Origin of the sequence: Pantoea nemavictus, from assembly GCF_037479095.1 — a bacterium.
GTDB lineage: Bacteria > Pseudomonadota > Gammaproteobacteria > Enterobacterales > Enterobacteriaceae > Pantoea > Pantoea nemavictus.
The window spans coordinates 463845-480190 of record NZ_JBBGZW010000001.1; the positions used below are offsets into that span (position 1 = coordinate 463845).

Annotated in this window: 14 protein-coding genes; 6 read left to right on the top strand and 8 right to left on the bottom strand. The window is 53.7% G+C overall.

Features of this window, described 5'->3' with window-relative positions; all coding sequences use genetic code 11:
• Nucleotides 1–60 precede the first annotated feature (60 nt).
• A complete protein-coding gene (locus tag WH298_RS02215; RefSeq protein WP_049852502.1) occupies nt 61–924 on the bottom strand; it encodes a hypothetical protein in 864 nt (287 codons plus the stop codon).
• Nucleotides 925–1405: 481 nt separating this feature from the next.
• On the opposite strand from WH298_RS02215, the gene WH298_RS02220 reads away from it, so the two are divergent.
• From WH298_RS02220 to WH298_RS02235, 4 genes are all read left to right on the top strand, one after another.
• Nucleotides 1406–2203 carry a fimbrial protein gene (locus tag WH298_RS02220; protein WP_180822100.1) on the top strand — a complete coding sequence of 266 codons (798 nt, stop codon included), beginning with the start codon at nt 1406–1408 and terminating at the stop codon, nt 2201–2203.
• Between the two features lie 102 nt (nt 2204–2305).
• Nucleotides 2306–2809, top strand: a complete 504-nt coding sequence (locus tag WH298_RS02225) for a CS1 type fimbrial major subunit (RefSeq protein ID WP_007891030.1) — start codon at nt 2306–2308, stop codon at nt 2807–2809.
• A gap of 76 nt (nt 2810–2885) precedes the next feature.
• Nucleotides 2886–5624, top strand: a complete 2739-nt coding sequence (locus WH298_RS02230) for a TcfC E-set like domain-containing protein (RefSeq protein ID WP_180822101.1) — start codon at nt 2886–2888, stop codon at nt 5622–5624.
• Between the two features lie 9 nt (nt 5625–5633).
• Nucleotides 5634–6800 (top strand): CfaE/CblD family pilus tip adhesin, encoded by a 1167-nt coding sequence (locus tag WH298_RS02235; RefSeq protein ID WP_180822102.1) that lies wholly within the window; start codon nt 5634–5636, stop codon nt 6798–6800.
• 151 nt (nt 6801–6951) lie between these two features.
• On the opposite strand, the gene WH298_RS02240 is transcribed toward WH298_RS02235, so the two are convergent.
• Nucleotides 6952–7545: a helix-turn-helix domain-containing protein gene (locus tag WH298_RS02240; RefSeq protein WP_180822103.1), complete on the bottom strand. Its 594-nt coding sequence runs from the start codon at nt 7543–7545 to the stop codon at nt 6952–6954.
• Nucleotides 7546–7632: 87 nt separating this feature from the next.
• Nucleotides 7633–9729 (bottom strand): elongation factor G, encoded by a 2097-nt coding sequence (fusA, locus tag WH298_RS02245; protein WP_180822104.1) that lies wholly within the window; start codon nt 9727–9729, stop codon nt 7633–7635.
• 209 nt (nt 9730–9938) lie between these two features.
• Between fusA and WH298_RS02250 the strand changes: the two genes are divergently transcribed.
• Entirely contained in the window at nt 9939–10850 is a 912-nt protein-coding gene (locus WH298_RS02250) for a ketopantoate reductase family protein (protein ID WP_180822105.1), read from the top strand.
• A 30-nt stretch (nt 10851–10880) separates the two neighbouring features.
• Here the strand turns inward: WH298_RS02250 and WH298_RS02255 are convergent, their stop codons facing one another.
• Entirely contained in the window at nt 10881–11648 is a 768-nt protein-coding gene (locus WH298_RS02255; RefSeq protein WP_007888843.1) for a YdcF family protein, read from the bottom strand.
• A gap of 99 nt (nt 11649–11747) precedes the next feature.
• Here WH298_RS02255 and WH298_RS02260 point away from each other — a divergent pair, with 99 nt between their 5' ends.
• Complete coding sequence (locus WH298_RS02260) at nt 11748–12809, top strand: LacI family DNA-binding transcriptional regulator (protein ID WP_007888844.1); 1062 nt, start codon at nt 11748–11750, stop codon at nt 12807–12809.
• 65 nt (nt 12810–12874) lie between these two features.
• On the opposite strand, the gene tmaR is transcribed toward WH298_RS02260, so the two are convergent.
• From tmaR to dacD, 4 genes are all read right to left on the bottom strand, one after another.
• Nucleotides 12875–13195, bottom strand: coding sequence for a PTS system regulator TmaR (gene tmaR / locus WH298_RS02265; RefSeq protein ID WP_007888845.1), 321 nt, complete (start codon nt 13193–13195; stop codon nt 12875–12877).
• A 161-nt stretch (nt 13196–13356) separates the two neighbouring features.
• On the bottom strand, nt 13357–14415 hold the full coding sequence (locus WH298_RS02270) for an FUSC family protein (RefSeq protein ID WP_180822106.1): 1059 nt from the start codon (nt 14413–14415) through the stop codon (nt 13357–13359).
• Nucleotides 14416–14616: 201 nt separating this feature from the next.
• Entirely contained in the window at nt 14617–15081 is a 465-nt protein-coding gene (locus WH298_RS02275) for a GyrI-like domain-containing protein (protein WP_180822107.1), read from the bottom strand.
• Between the two features lie 88 nt (nt 15082–15169).
• Complete coding sequence (gene dacD / locus WH298_RS02280) at nt 15170–16336, bottom strand: serine-type D-Ala-D-Ala carboxypeptidase DacD (RefSeq protein ID WP_180822108.1); 1167 nt, start codon at nt 16334–16336, stop codon at nt 15170–15172.
• Nucleotides 16337–16346: the final 10 nt, after the last annotated feature.

The window sequence follows — 16346 nt, forward strand, 5'->3', positions numbered from 1 at the left end:
ATTTGTTGAATATGGCAATTCAGCAATAATAGCGTTGCCTGGACTTTAGCGGCTACAGCATCAGCGCGCCGCTAACGGAGGCACGCCCGATAAACCGCGTAATCCATACTCCACCATGGCCATATAAACGGCAAAATAATCCAGCGCCATCTGCATGAACGAGAGATGTAAAATAATACTGTTGTTCGCTGCGTCAAGCGTCAGCAAGCCAACAGCCTCGGCTGCCTGCAGACAACGTTTTATATGCGAACGTGACACTCCGCATTTGAGGGAGGCTTTAAGGTAGTTGTATTCAATCACGCTACTCTGTTGCTTGAGGGTTTCGATGTACAGATCCATCAGCAACATATGCCCGGCATCGCGGAAAATGAATGCTTTGCTCTCCGGCACCATATCGAATAAGTAGACATGATTGAGGGTAATGTCCGCGTATTTTTTAAAATACTCGGTTTTGAAGGTTTTCATTTTCAAGCAAGCTGAGACATCAAAATCTTCATACAGCATGCCATAGGGGATCATCATGGTATTAATTAAAGCTCGGGTTTCATCCAGCGCTTTCGTTGTCACTTTGTAGGTTAACTTACGTTTATCCTGCGCATCTTTTTCCACCTCCATACGTCCACTTACCCGAATAAAGAGTAAAAACGAGTCAATGGTGTTATTGCTGATTAGTCCGGTTTTCTTACAGAAGTCCTTTACCTGACAAAGCGTTGGCTTATGGGTAGTGAAAAAGTACGCCATAATTGCCGAACCAATAATAAAGCGATTCGCTTTAAAAATAGCTTTGAAATAGAGTGGTTTAGTCAGATAAAGTCTGAACAGCAGTTTGTAATGCTTTTGCATGACTAACGCTATATTTTTATGCGACTTAATCTCTTGCGCTCGTTGAAAAATCAACTGCGTGAGTTGTTGTTTGCTTTTCATATTGCTGTTCTGCGTGCCCGGTTATTTACTTAAAAATAATCACCATACGCCTTTCGGGTTATTCGCGATCTATTGAATAACCGTTCAGCCTGCTATATGGCAACATTCGAAACGTTGCAAATATTCAAATATCCGCGAGGGTCTTTTTGCCCTTCTAAGCATAATCCTAACATCAACGGACTATTTTTTGTAAAGCCTGATTTTATTCAGGCAAGATTAATGAATTCCTGAAAGGCAAAACAGCCTTCTTTTTTTACAGCCAATTCATTACGTTAGGTCACTTTATTTTCAAAAAACTTCACCTTGCAAAAAATCTTAAAAAAATTAACCACAAAAATGGACAGTGACTAAACAAAGCGCGTATGAGAACTTTCTTAACGCACGGTTATTCCGTTTAATCTTCACATCCTGGCTTATAGACAAGCCGTACAGGATGGGGAATTTCCGCTCTATTGTTTAATGGATTGTATAAGGATTTATCATGGACGATTCACTTCTTCAGACTCTGCGTCGCGGTGTGATGACTGGCATATTCCCCAATAGTCATATCGTGAAAAAACTCGCTTACCCTCTGATAAGCATAGTTTTTATGTTCACCACATCGGCATGGGCAAATATGAGTGTCTATCCGATGGAAGTCACGCTAAATAATCAAGGCGCGGCTCAGGTTCAGACGTTATCGCAAAGCAGTGAAGCGCAATTTATTCGCGTCAGCATTAAGCGAATTGAGCGTCCCGCAACACCGTTCGAAAAAGAAACGCTGGTTAAAGATGCCGTTTCACACTCACTTATTGCGACTCCGGATAAGTTTGCATTGGCTTCAGGATCGCAACGCATCATTCGCCTTATTTCACTACAACCACCGGAAAAAGAGACCGCCTGGCGTGTGTACTTCGAGGCGGTTGGTGCCCCTGACGAATTGAAAGATAAAATGCACCAGCAAAATAAAATCAGTAATCAGCTAGGCATCAGTTTGGTCTGGGGCGTGCTGGTTCATATTCCACCGCAAACGCCGCTGTTATCTCTCAGCCGTTTAGCATCGGGTGAAATTAAAAACTCAGGAACGGTGCGCGTAGTTATTCGTGAGGTCGCGCTTTGCTCTGACCCACAATCCAGCCACAGTTGTCAGTGGAGAAAGGAACATGCCACGGTTTATCCCGATGAGTCACTGCAATTCAAGGCATGGACGCCGGCAGAGTTAAACTTAGCCCAGCAAGTCAGAATAAAATATGTTGATCAAAAAACGAGAAATATGAACGAATACGTTCTCGGTAAATGATCGGCCTGTTGTAACCGAATAACAACCCGGTTGTTATGAAGCAGTTTATTCCCATCGAGACGGTCATTTAAGGCCAGTACACGGATTTTCATGGAGCTACAAATGCAAAAATTAATTAAACCACTTGTCATCGCTGCTGCGTTAACGGCTGCATTTAACGCACAGGCTGTGCAAAAAGATATTACAGTGAATGCCAACGTCGATGCGACAGTAGACATGACGCAGGCGGACGGCACCGCGTTACCGGGCACCATTAATATGCAATATATTCCGGGTCGTGGTTTGTCTACCTATTCGCTGGATACTAAAATCTGGTCGAACTCCCAAACGGCCAATATTAACGTGGCGCTGGTGAGCGCCGCGCAGTTAAACGAAACCGTCACCGGTACGGCGGTGCCATTAACGGTAACGTTGGGCGCGGATTTAAAACCGATCACCACTACCGTGACGCCATTGACGTATGCTTCGCTGTTCCCAGCAGGCACAACGAACGGTTCCTCAGTGTTGCCGCTGAAAATCTCTCAAACCACGCCAGGCGTGCTGGCAACCGGCACCTATTCCGGTGTCGTTAGCCTGTTAATTACCCAGGCAACCACGCAGAGTTAATTTGCCGTAATTGACTGATCGATTATTTCGGGGGGCGGTTCGCCCCCTTGTTATTCTTTTTCAGCAGGACGCTGTAATGAAGGTCAATATTCGCGTAGTTTTAATAGCCTCTTTCATTACCCTGATCCCCTCTCTTTCAGCCCGTGCCACTACACAGGTTCCGCCTGGGTTTGAATCGCTGGTCACCGGCCAAACGCTCTGGGTTAACCTTTCTGTCTATGGGCAATCGCTCGGTCTGTTTGAAGCCTCGGTCTCGCTTGATAGTGTCACCTTCCTTAAGCCGCAAGACGTAGCCCTGGCGGTGATGCAGCATTATCAAAAAGATGCGCAGCAGGAAAAGCGGTTAGCAAGCCTGATCGGTGCACCTCTGGCACGTCATGGCAATAAGGCCTGCAGTAGCAATGGCGGCGCGGCGGGGTGTGACTATCTTGAAACAGATTCGGTCGCGCTTATCTATGACGAAAACAGTGCCAACGTGTCGCTGTTTCTCGCTCCAGAGTTTGTGCCACTGGCCGCAAAATCTCACTCGCCCTATTACGAACAGACCGCAGAAACGCAAGCGGCATTTATTCATCAGCAGAATATCAATTTCGTCACCAACCGCGATGACCAGACGCTATCCCTACAGGGCGCAGGCGCGCTCGGGTTAACTGAAAACAGTTATGCCGGTATTGATTGGGACTATCTCGCACAGAAATACCTTCAGCAAAATCATCAGGAAGTGCGCTTCAATAACGTCTTCCTGCGCCGCGATCTCGGCAAACGCTATTACGTGCAGGCCGGGCGCATGGATGCGCGGGACATTTTCAGTAACGCTGGCGGCAACATCACCTTAAGCCAGCTGCCGCTCAGTACTATCGAAGGCGCACGTATCGGCTCAACGCTCGCCTGGATGAACACGGCGCTGGCTGCCCAGGGCACGCCGGTGACGGTGTTTATTACGCGTCCTTCACGTGTTGATGCCTACCGCGCTCAACAACTACTGGGCACGTTTTACCTGAATGCGGGTACGCAAAACCTTGATACCAGCGCCTTTCCCAATGGCAGCTACAGCGTGACGTTACGCATCTATGAAGATAATCAGTTGTCGCGTACCGAGCAGGTTCCTTTCAGCCGCACCGGCAATACCACCAGTCAGAACATTGAGTGGTTTGTGCAAGGCGGTGCCATCCCCGATGGCGAAGTGCAGGGCAACGGCACAGCGTCGCAACAGGGTGCCGACCGCCGCGTCATGCAGGCAGGTATTAAAGTCCCTGTCACGCAGGACGCCGCGTTGACTGGCGGTGTTGCCGTGACCAACCGCAACCACTTTATCGAAAGTGCACTCGACTGGAGTCATGGATTCGACAACTCACTGCTCGACGGCATTCTCACTACCCGCTTTAGCTATCTCAAAGGCAGTGAAGGCTCGCGCGGTAATATCCAGCAAGTCTCTTATAACGACGGCTTCTCCCTGAGTTTTTACCGCAGCGCCCTGTATGCGCAAGATTGCTACAGCAGCAACGGCGGTCAGTACGGTTTCAGCGGTTGCTACCAGAGCAGCAGCCTGATGTTTAGCGTGCCAGTGAACAGCTGGTATCTGAATGCCGGTTACAGCACCAGCAAGAATGAAGGTCGCAATGTGATCCCGGTCCAGTTGGATGATAACGCTGTCGTGCCGCTATGGGCGCGCCGTAACACCTACAGCAAAACGCAGACCACCACATGGCAGGCTGGCCTTGGGCGTGGCTTCAGCTTCAACGGCATCAATGTTAATACCAGTGCCAACCTCTTTACGCGCACCAGCAGTAGCGGGATCAAGCGCGATAACGGCGGCTTCCTCTCCGTTTCACTTTCGCGTGTCAGCACGCCAACCATGAATTCACGTTCGAATTACAGTTCAATCGGCATGACCTACCAGACCGACCGCAACAGTAAAGATCAGGTGGGTTATAACCTGGCGCAAAACTGGTATTTCGATGCGCAGAATCAGCAGGAAATCGGCGTCAATCTCAACGGTAATCAGGACAATACCCTGAATGCCTCCCTTTACGGCAAAACCGGCGGCGAATACGGCAGCGGTAGCCTGGCGATCAGCTCAGCATCATCGGGTTCATCGGGCCAGCGCTTTAGCAGCAGCGGTAGCTACAACTCTTCGCTGGCCGTGGCGCGCTCCGGCTTGTACTGGGGAAAATGGGGGAACGGGCTGCCCGGTGCGGCTGTTGGTCTACAGGTCGCGAGCAGTGATGAGAGTCGCGATACGCGAGTGGATGTGTCCGTTGAGGGTGCAGGCAGCGCCAGCTTGCACGGTACTGGCCGCACGCTGTTCAGTCTGCCGGCTTATACCCAGAGCACGCTCAGCATCAATGACTCCATCGAATCCTCCCACGCGATGCGCAGCGAAATCACCCAGGGTGCCGGACGACGCACGCTGTTTATCGCACCGGGGCGCATGCTGGTCAGCAAGGTGAATATTGTCTCGCGCTACACCTGGCTCGGACGGCTAATGATCAATCAACAGATGCCGCTGGAAGGGGCCACGCCGATCAATGTCGCCAGCTGGTCAGGTTTAGGTCAGGGCGGATTCAGCGCAGAAACCGATCACCGCATCAAAAATTTGTACATGGTGCGCGGCATGCAGATGTACCGCTGTGAAATGCAGGTGAAAAGCACTCACGACGTGGTGCGTTACGTCGGCGATAGCGCCTGTCAACCCATCGAACTTGCCTCAGTACCTCAAGACGTGCAGCAGCGGGCAAAAATGCTGATCGTCCGCAGCCGGTCAGAAGAGGTGCCACTGGCGCGCACCGCGCTTACTTCACAGCAACAACAATAGGGATATTCGATGAAAACCCGATTTCTCACCGCATTAACACTGTTATGGCTGATGGTGGGCATGCAGGCGCAGGCCGCCCTGCTCACACCTTCAGGGCGCAACACCAGCGTTGCCGTCACTTTTGATCGCATGTCAGTGCCGGCACAATTGCCGATCTGGACCAATGAAAGCGGCGGTTACGATACCAACGACGCGCCGAAATGGGGGCGAAATACGCTGGTTTGCCAGTCGCGCACCAGCAATCAGTACGGTGCCTGCCTGACGTTTCCGGTCTGGCTGGAGGCGTCTCCGTCACCCTATCCCGTGCCGGTATTGTTTACTGAAAGCAGCACCAGGCAGACGCAGGTACTGAATGTCTACCTCACCAAAAGGCGTTCGCTGAATAATGTGGTGGTAGCAACCAACCAGGTGCCGCTGAACGCCTTTGGCGGCGCGGTCATCCCGCGTGGGGATGGTACAGATTATTCAGCCTATCTCCCCTCCTCCGAACTGAGTAAATTCCCGTCGGCCGGCAACTGGAGCGCAACGCTAAAAATGTCGCTGATGCAGTGGCCAATTACCTCCTGCACCGGAAATTCGCAGAACGTGAACATGGGATGTACCAATGTGACGAAACTCGGTGACTGGATCGCCACCATGACGTTTAAGGTAACGGACTACGGCAATCAGCAGATCTATTTGCCAGAGTTTGGCAATGCGGCCGCCAACGTTGACCTCGGGTTGAAAACCTTCCCCGGCGCGCGCGCCACTACCACCGTTAGCGGCAGCCGTTCGCTGGATATGTGCCTGTACGACGGCAATAATTCAGACAGTAACCGGGTAAGCCTGATCTTTCAGGATGAAGGTGCCGCCGCGCCCGCCAGAGCCACGGGGTTGTTTTCGCTATATCTCAATGGCGCGGACAAAAATCTGGCGCAAAATCGTCTCGATTATGCGGTCGAAGTGATCAACCCGCTGACCAAAGCGCGCCAGGCAGTTGAGAACGGCAGTGAAATTATCTGGAGCGGCACCAACAGAGGAGTGCTAAGGCGTGTGGTGTTGCCGGGCCAGAGCAATTCGGTGCTGTGCGTTCCCGCGCCGATGCAGCTTATTACACCGGCCTTCACGTTATCATCAAAAACAGCGGGCCGTTATCAGGGTACGTTGAGAATTATTTATACCCCGACGACGCAGTAACGGCGCCAGTAGTGATGTCATAAAAACCGAAATTACCGAGCGCACACACGGTAGCGGCGCAATTTATTGCGCGATAAATCGCGCCGCTACGGAATGTGCAATAATTTGATGCGGTTATCAAATTATCGGCATTACGGTATAGATTGGTGGTTTAAAAATTATTGGTGAAACGCTGATAGAGATGCAGGCTGTTTTTCAGATTCAGCTTTTTAACAATCTTATTCTGATGACTGTAAAGTGTTTTTTTGTTTTCACCGGTTATTTTCGCTATACCTTCAATTGATTGGTAAGTGAATAAACAACAGAGGAAGTTAAACTCTTTGCGGGTTAAATGATTATTGACGACGGGAGAGGCGAATGACCGGCCGTTTTTGTGATGGCAAAGCATGATAGCGAGCTTGCTACTGATGATGTCGGTAGAAGATTTTTTATCGATAAAACAATCAGCTTTGATGGCATGACTGCTATAGTTAATCTTATTTTTCTCTAAATCAGAAAAGAAAATCAGCGTCGCATTGCGAGCGTTTTTTACTCTGGTTAGATAATGAATATAAGTCAGCGACGTACGAAAGTTTGCAGGTAAATCAAAAATAATTACGGGTGAAAGACAGGTGATTTTATCCCGCTCACTGAGTCGACTTTTCAATTCAGCGATATTTTTACAGCAGGTAATATTTAACTGTTTCAGAAGCGAAGATAAGCCCTGCTGGTGAAAGCAGGACTGATCCAGATAAAACACATCCATGATTAATTTCCGCTAATTATCCCTCATCCTGCAAATAGTAGCGGCTAACCGGCGGAAATTAACTGTCCATTTTTGGTGCTAAGTGAGTTACGCGCGAGCCGCGATGATGCTTTCAGCCACATTACGTGGTGCTTCCGCGTAGTGCGCAAATTCCATGCTGTAGGTTGCGCGGCCTTGCGACATCGATCGCAACGTGGTGGCATAGCCAAACATCTCGGACAACGGCACTTCAGCGCGAATAATGCGCGCACCAAAACGCTCATCCATGCCCTGCAGCGTACCGCGTCGTGATGAGAGATCGCCCATCACGCCACCGGCATACTCTTCCGGCGTTTCCACTTCCACCTGCATCAGCGGTTCGAGGATCACCGGATCGGCCAACTTTGCGGCGGCTTTGAAGCCAAAGATCGCTGCCATGCGGAACGCCATTTCCGATGAATCGACATCGTGATACGAACCAAACGTCAGCGTGGCTTTGATATCCACCACCGGATAACCGGCCAGCACGCCGCTGTTCAGCGCTTCGCGAATCCCCTTCTCCACCGAAGGAATGAACTCGCGCGGCACCACGCCACCTTTGGTGGCATCTTCAAAGGCAAAACCGGCGCCCGCGGCTTGCGGTTCCAGCGTCAGAACCACATGACCATACTGCCCTTTCCCGCCGGACTGGCGCACAAATTTGCCTTCTACCTCGCGCACGGTTTTGCGGATGGTTTCGCGATAGGTGACCTGCGGCCGACCGATATTGGCTTCCACGCCAAACTCGCGCTTCATGCGGTCAACGATAATTTCCAGATGCAGCTCGCCCATGCCGGAAATAATCGTCTGACCCGACTCCTCATCGGTGTGCAGGCGGAACGACGGATCTTCCGCCGCCAAACGCTGCAGCGCCAGCCCCATTTTCTCCTGATCGCTCTTGGTTTTCGGCTCAATCGACAGCGAAATCACCGGCTCGGGAAACTCCATGCGCTCCAGCGTAATCACCGCATTAGGATCGCACAGCGTTTCGCCGGTAGTGACCTCTTTCAGGCCGACACAGGCGGCGATATCACCGGCGCGAATCTCTTCAATTTCGATGCGATCGTTCGCCTGCATCTGCACGATGCGGCCAATACGCTCTTTGCGCCCTTTCACCGCATTCCACACGCTGTCGCCTTTACGCAGCACGCCAGAATAGACGCGCACAAACGTCAGCTGGCCGACATAGGGATCGCTCATCAGCTTGAACGCCAGCGCGGAGAAGGGTTCGTTGTCATCGGCATGGCGCTCGTCGTGTTCGCCCTGCTCGTTAACGCCGCTCACCGCCGGAACATCGAGCGGCGATGGCATCAGCTCAATCACCGCATCAAGCATGCGCTGCACGCCCTTGTTCTTGAAGGCGCTGCCGCACAGCATCGGCTGAATTTCACCCAGCAGCGTGCGCTGACGCAAACCGGCAATCACCTCGTCTTCGCTGAGATCGCCCTGCTCGAGATAGCGATCCATCAGCGCTTCGCTGGCTTCGGCTGCCGCAGCCAGCATGTTCTCGCGCCATTCGGCCGCCAGCACCTGCAGCTCCTCTGGAATCGGCGCATAGCTGAAGCTCATGCCCTGACTGGCGTCATCCCAGTAAATAGCGCGCATTTTATTGAGATCGACCACGCCGCTGAAATGCTCCTCGGCGCCGATGGGAATCACAATCGGCACCGGATTGGCGTGCAGGCGATCTTTCATCATCTGCACCACGCGGAAGAAATCTGCGCCCTGGCGATCCATCTTGTTAACGAAGGCGATGCGCGGCACATGATATTTGTTGGCCTGGCGCCACACGGTTTCCGACTGCGGCTGTACGCCGCCAACCGCGTCATACACCATCACCGCGCCATCCAGCACGCGCATTGAGCGCTCGACCTCAATGGTGAAGTCAACGTGTCCGGGCGTATCGATGATGTTGATGCGGTGCGGCGTGAAGCTGCCGTCCATACCGGGCCAGAAGCAGCTTACTGCCGCCGAGGTAATGGTGATACCACGCTCCTGCTCCTGCGCCATCCAGTCGGTGGTTGCCGCGCCATCGTGCACTTCACCTAACTTGTGGCTCATTCCGGTGTAAAACAGGATGCGCTCAGTGGTGGTGGTTTTACCGGCATCGATGTGCGCGGAGATGCCGATGTTGCGATAACGTTCGATGGGGAGGGTTCGGGGCATGATGCGTCCTTAGTCATTCGACTGGAAAATGCGGCGTGCACCATTGCCCGCCGCTGCGTAACAGCCTAAACCCATTGTACGAATAAATACGAACAGTTTGAGCCTTTTTTAAACATCGTTAAAACCTTGTAACCGATTCAGCATTTACGGGCTGGAAAGCCGCCGCCCGGCACTTTAAGGTAAGGCTTTCACTCTGATAAGGAATAACCATGCGCATTCTGGTAGTCGGCGCCGGCGCAACCGGCGGCTATTTCGGCGCGCGTCTGGCGCAAGCAGGACGTGATGTAACCTTTCTGGTGCGCGAGCGCCGCTTTCAGCAGCTGCAGCAGACCGGTCTGGTGCTGAAAACGCCGGGCGGCACGGAAGTTATACCACCGCAGCTGGCACAGGCCAGCACGCTGAATGGTCACTTTGATCTGATTATCTTAACGGTGAAAAGCTTCGGTCTGGATCAGGCGATGAACGATATCGCGCCCGCAGTCGGTCCTGACACGCTGATCATGCCGATCCTTAACGGCATGCGGCATATTGATACGCTGCGCGCACGTTTTGACGACAAGGTGATTGGCGGCTTGTGCAAAATTAACGCCACGCTGGGTGAGAATGGCGAAGTGATGCAGATGACGCCGCTGCATAGGCTCTATTACGGCGCGCTGGACGGCAATAACGATGCGCGCTTGCAGCGGATAGATGAAACCCTGCGCGCGGCGCAGTTTGATACCATTTTTTCCGACAACATTATCAGCGAGCTGTGGGAAAAATGGCTGCTGCTTAGCACACTGGGTGCCGTGTGCTGCATCGCGCGCGGTAATACGCAACAGGTGTTGAACTCAAACGGCGGCGAAGCGCTGCTGCAAACGATTTTTGGCGAAGTGTTGGCGGTGCTGAGTGCGGAAGGTTATCAACAGCGTCCGGCGGTAACGGCAAAGATTTATGAGACGCTGAACAATTCTCAGGCGGCGATGACCTCGTCGATGTACCGCGATTTAACCCAAGGTTTCGAGATTGAAGCCGATCAGGTGATTGGTGATTTGCTGGTACGCGGCGCGCGCAGCGGCATCGTTACGCCGTTGCTTAACGCGGTGTATGTCAATTTGCAGGTGTATGTGCAGAACCGGTAACAACGGTCGCCATGAATGGCGACCGAAACATCATAAACGTGACTGCACGCCCGGCAGCTGTTTCAACCGCTGCCAGCCGGCTTCGACTTCCTCTGGCACCTCAACGTGACCGAGGAAACCTTTGCCGCGCGGCCCGTAACCACTTTCGTCGTCACGCAGGCGCTGGATTTCCCCCATCAGCAGCGATAGAAAACGCTCCATCGACCACAAGCCCTGCGGCGGCGCGCCGATAATACGCAGCATGCCCGCATCCATCATCACCTGCGGCTTAAACACCGGCCAGCTGATAAATTCCGGTGCATCTGCGCGATCGCGCCATTGGTAGCGGAAGGTTTCCCAGGTGCGACGCTGCATCAGCGGGTCCTGCACCAGCAGCACACGCTGCGGCTGCCAGTTGTGCTCATCCAGTAATGTCTGGCTGAAGGCGGCGTTTTCGCCACAGTTACGCGATGCGGTTTCCAGCAGCAGCTGATCGTCCGGCAGCGCGGCGAATACGCGTGCTACGTCGGCCAGCAAGGCGGCTTCGCTTTTATCGTTGCTGTCGATTTGCCGATACAGCGGATGTGCCGCCAGCATCTCCGTCAACAGCGGCGTTGAGTGGCCGATACCCCCGCTGATTAACAGCGGCAGCTGATACTTTTTCGCTACGGCAATCACCGCTTCCACATTCGGCAGTACCGCGTGACCGGCTAAAATCGCTAAATCGATATCGAGCGTGCCGTCGGCAGGCATGTGATCCAGTGCCAGCCAGGCCGCCAGGGTGTTGATATCCTGAATCTGATCGTTGTTGAGCTGCATCCCATTCTCCTCACGTTTCCTCTGGCAGTGTAGCGGCTTAAGCGCGCGGCAGCAGGGAAAAATTTGCTACACTCGCCGCTCAATCTTCAGGAGAGATCAATGACTGCGCGTTCCGTAACCCTTGACGATGTCGCTCATCTGGCTGGGGTTTCCTATCAAACCGTTTCCCGCGTACTTAACCATTCTGAGCAGGTTTCGCCGCGTACCCGCGCCAAAGTGGAAGCGGCGATGCAGCAGCTCAACTATGTGCCAAATCGCGTAGCGCAGCAGCTGGCGGGGAAAAACACCCGCACTTTGGGTCTCGCCACCAGCGATTTGGCGTTGATGGCACCGGCGCAAATTGCTTCGGCAATTCAGCAACGTGCCGCGGCGCAGGGCTATCATCTGGTGATCGCCATGGCGAATGCGGGCAGCGCGCCGCAGGATACGGTCAATGAGCTGCTGGCGCAGCGGGTTGATGCGCTGCTGATTAATCTGCCGCTGGATGCAGAGCAAGCGGCGCAGATTCAGCTGCAGTGCGATCGCAAACCGGTGCTGTTTCTTGATGTTGAGCGCCACGCCGCAGTCGCGCAGTGTCAATATCAGAGCGAATCTGGCGCGCAGCAGGCGGTGGATCATCTGGTAGCGCTCGGCCATCGGCAGATAGGCGTGTTGAATGGCCCCGCCAGTTCCGCTTCAGCCCGCGCGCGCTATGCGGCGTGGCAGCAGGCGCTGGCCGCACACCAGCTGGCGCCCTGCTGCGTCCTGAGCGGCGACTGGAGCGCGGCATCCGGTTATCAGGCACTGCTGACGCAGTTGCCCGATCGGCTGCCACAGGCGCTGCTGGTTGCCAACGATCAGATGGCGCTCGGCGCGATGCGTGCCCTGCATCAGCACGGCGTGAAGATTCCCGCAGAGATTTCGCTGATTGGCTACGACGACACGGCAGAAAGCGCGTGGTATCAGCCCCCGTTAACCACCGTGCGTCAGGATTTGCAGCAGTTAGGCGCGGTCAGCGTCGAGCGATTACTGGCGCAGTTGGAAGGCGGCGATGCCGCTGAGAAAACGCTGGAGACCGAGCTGGTGCTGCGTGAGACCACGGCGGCACCGCAGCAGGATCGGGTGAATGTGACGGAGATTGCACAGCAGCTGCAGGCGCTGGCGCGTCAGCTGTTACGTTGAACGGGATGCAGAAATAAAAAAGGTCGTCATAAATGACGACCTCAGTGTGGAAGCTAAAACGAGAATTACTGCGGTTTAGGCTCGCCCATCGCTTTCAATTTCTTCGACAGCTCGCGACGCTCTTTAGAGAGGTCAGCGTTTTTGATGATGTACTCATCCACGCGGTCTTCATAGTCCACACGCATGCTGGCGATGATTTCCTGAACCGCCTCAATGCTCATGCCGGGCTTGATGTATTCACTCAGGTTGTCCAGCAGCAACACACGTTTCTGGTTATCACGGACTTTCTTCTCGTTATCCACGATTTCGCGCTGCAGTTTGTTTTTACGACGGAACATACGCACAAACTCCAGTACGTCCTGAAATGATTGCTTGGCATTTTCCATGTTGGCACCTTTCTTAAGGCCTGCATCGGCAGGCGGAATAGTCATAACGTTTAGCTTAGCGGGTTGGCCGCAAGGGTTGCAATTCTCACAGCTAAATTCGGACTGGCGCTTATCTTAGCGCAAAGAAAGCGTGATTCACATTAAGTCATTGCCTGAGAAAACTATTTACGCAGCGCCAGACGCACTAAATCCGTCATACGCTCCAGCTGACGCGCCTGTTCAAGGCTCAGCCAGACATAGCCGTAGATCGCCGTGGTTTCAGAGCGTCCGCTGCGATTGGCAATCAGCTGCTCCAGTTCCTGGGTGATCTCTTCCAGCGCGTGACTGTTAGCGGTGATCTCCTCGGTTTCGCCTTTTACCATCAGCGTCCCCAGCGCATTGAGCGTGTCTTCCGTCATCTGCTGGGTGCGGCGCAGCGTCGGCGCGTTGAGCATAATCAGATGACTCTCGCGCGATGACCACCACGCATCAATCTGCATCTGCATGGTGTTGACCATATTCCGGTTGATGGTCTGAATGGCCTCAAACACCGATTTCGGAATACGCGTCTCCTTGCTGGAGGGATCAAGCAGCGAGCGCATTTTAATCACGCTGCTCAGCAGCTTCTGAAAGGGCTTATTCAGCCGCGGTTTTTCCAGCAGGTTGGCAGAGAAACCGGTGTGATGCAGCTTGGCCATGGCAATAAACGCGTCCGACAGCTGGATGCGCCAATGGGTGTAAGCCCGCTGCGCCCAGATAGCGCTAAACAGCAGCGCCATCAGCGAACCCAGAATCACATCGCCGCCGCGCCACATAGCGATAGTAAAATCGCCCGCCGGCGCGCCGACTACCACACCGAGCGTAATGCCAATCAGCAACGCCATATAGGGATGTTTTCCCAGCGTCAGATAGCCGCAGACCACCATAACGATGGCGCACCACACCAGCATCACCGGCAGCGAAAACAGTTCCAGCTTCAGCGCAATCAAACCGGAGATCAGACCGGCGAAGGTGCCGCTAATGCGTTGCACCACGCGCGGGAGTACATTGCCCCACGTTGAAATCGGCCCCATCACCACCACCAGCGTAATCAGCGGCCAGGTGCCTTCAGGAATGTCGGTGAGGCGTACAAACAGGAAGCACAGTACAAAGGCGATGGCGATGCGCACGCCGTGTACGGCGCGATAGTGGCGGTAGAACCAGAACTCAATCTGCGAGATGGGCTTGTCAGCGCGTAACATGGTTGTCCGGGAACGATACAAATTTGCGCGCTATGTTACCCTGGCGATGCGCGAACCATCAGGGTTGAACGCAATTATTTTTGTCTTTGGCTGAAATTCAACATGCGCGTTACATCTAATTTCCTCAATAGAAACATTGATGTAACGCATCGGGTTTTGTGCGGTGATTGAATCGGTCGCCATTTATGGTGACCGCGTATTTTATTCAGCCGCGCGCACCGGAATGTACATATCCACCAGCCAGGTGCCGCTGTCAGATCCATCAGTAAGGTAGTGTTCGAAACAGGGACGATTGTCCACTTGCCAGCCGCCCTGTGCTTTTAAGCTGTCGAACAAACTGTGCCACGCGCTGAAAAAATCATTCTCGAGTACTTCGATGCGCGCATGGAAATAGCGTCCGCCGGGCAATAATCCTTTTTCGATATCGTCGCCCACCGCAGGGATTGCGTCGTCCGCTGCGGTAATCACCGTTTCCACGCGCAGCGCTTCAGGCGGCAGCTCCTGCGGATTGCCGTAATAAATCGCCAGCCATTCGCCTGCTGCCTGGTGTTCGCTCACCCAGCGTTTCAGCCGGTTAAAGCCGCGCGGCACGGTTTCCTGCCACGGGCCTTGCAGAGAGTAGCCCAGCCAGCTTTGCGGATTACGTTCAACAATCGATGCTTTCATACCTTGCCTCAATTCAGCCGCCGAAAGCAGGATTGTGCCACCACCAGCGCGCCACGGCACGCGTGACGGCGCTGAAATACGCGATGGATTACAGTTTCTGTTTCACGTAATCGCTGATGCGCGTAATGATGCCAGCCTGTTCAACCGCTTGCAGGGTATAGAGTGGATAGCTGGCCAGCTGCTTATCTTTGTCCATCACCTGAATTTCACCAATCTGCTCACCCGCTTTGAGCGGCGCTTCCAGGTCTTTGCGATCGATCACGTACTTCGCCATCACATTAGAGACTTCGGTGCGCGGCAGCGACAGGTAGATATCCTGCGTGGTGCCAACATCGACTTTATGCGGATTGCCGTACCAGACGTTTTCCGTGCCGATTTTTTTGCCGGCGTGGAACAGTTGCACGGTATCAAAGGTGTTTTGGCCCCACACCAGCAGCTTACGCGCCTGATCTTCACGGCCTTTCGGGCTCTTGCCGCCCATGATCACCGCAATCAGGCGATGACGTCCCACCACGCTGGAAGCGATGATGTTAAAGCCCGCGCTTTCGGTGTGACCGGTTTTCAGGCCATCGACGTGCAGATTTTGATCCCACAGCAAACCGTTACGGTTGTTCTGGGTGATGCCGTTCCACGTGAGGGTTTTCTCACCGTACATGGCGTAGAAATCGGGCTCGCCGCTGATAATCGCGCGCGACAGCACCGCCAAATCGCGTGCCGTGGTGTGTTGACCCGGCGCATCAAGGCCGTGCACGGTTTCAAAATGGGTGTGCGTCAGACCGAGCTTCTGCACGTAGCTGTTCATCATGGTGACAAAGCTGCCTTCGCTGCCGGCCACGTGATCCGCCAGCGCCACGCAGGCATCGTTACCGGAATCGATGATCACGCCGCGCATCAGATCGCGCACCGTGACCTGATCGCCCGGTTTGAGGAACATCAGTGAAGAGCCTTTGAACACCGGATTGCCCGCGCCCCACGCATCTTTGCCGATGGTGACTTTGTCATCGCGGCTGACTTTATTCTGATCGATGGCGCGATCAACAACGTAGCCGGTCATCAATTTCGTCAGGCTCGCCGGGTTGCGCTCTTCGTCCGGGTTACCGGCTGTCAAAATTTGACCGGTAGTGGCGTCCATCAACACCCACGAAGCCGCATCAATCGGCGGCGGCGTCAGGGGAAACGGCATGCTGTCGTCAGCCTGCGCCAACGATGCCCAAACAATCATTCCAGATACAGTAACCAGCAGACGCCTTTTCAACACTTCTTCC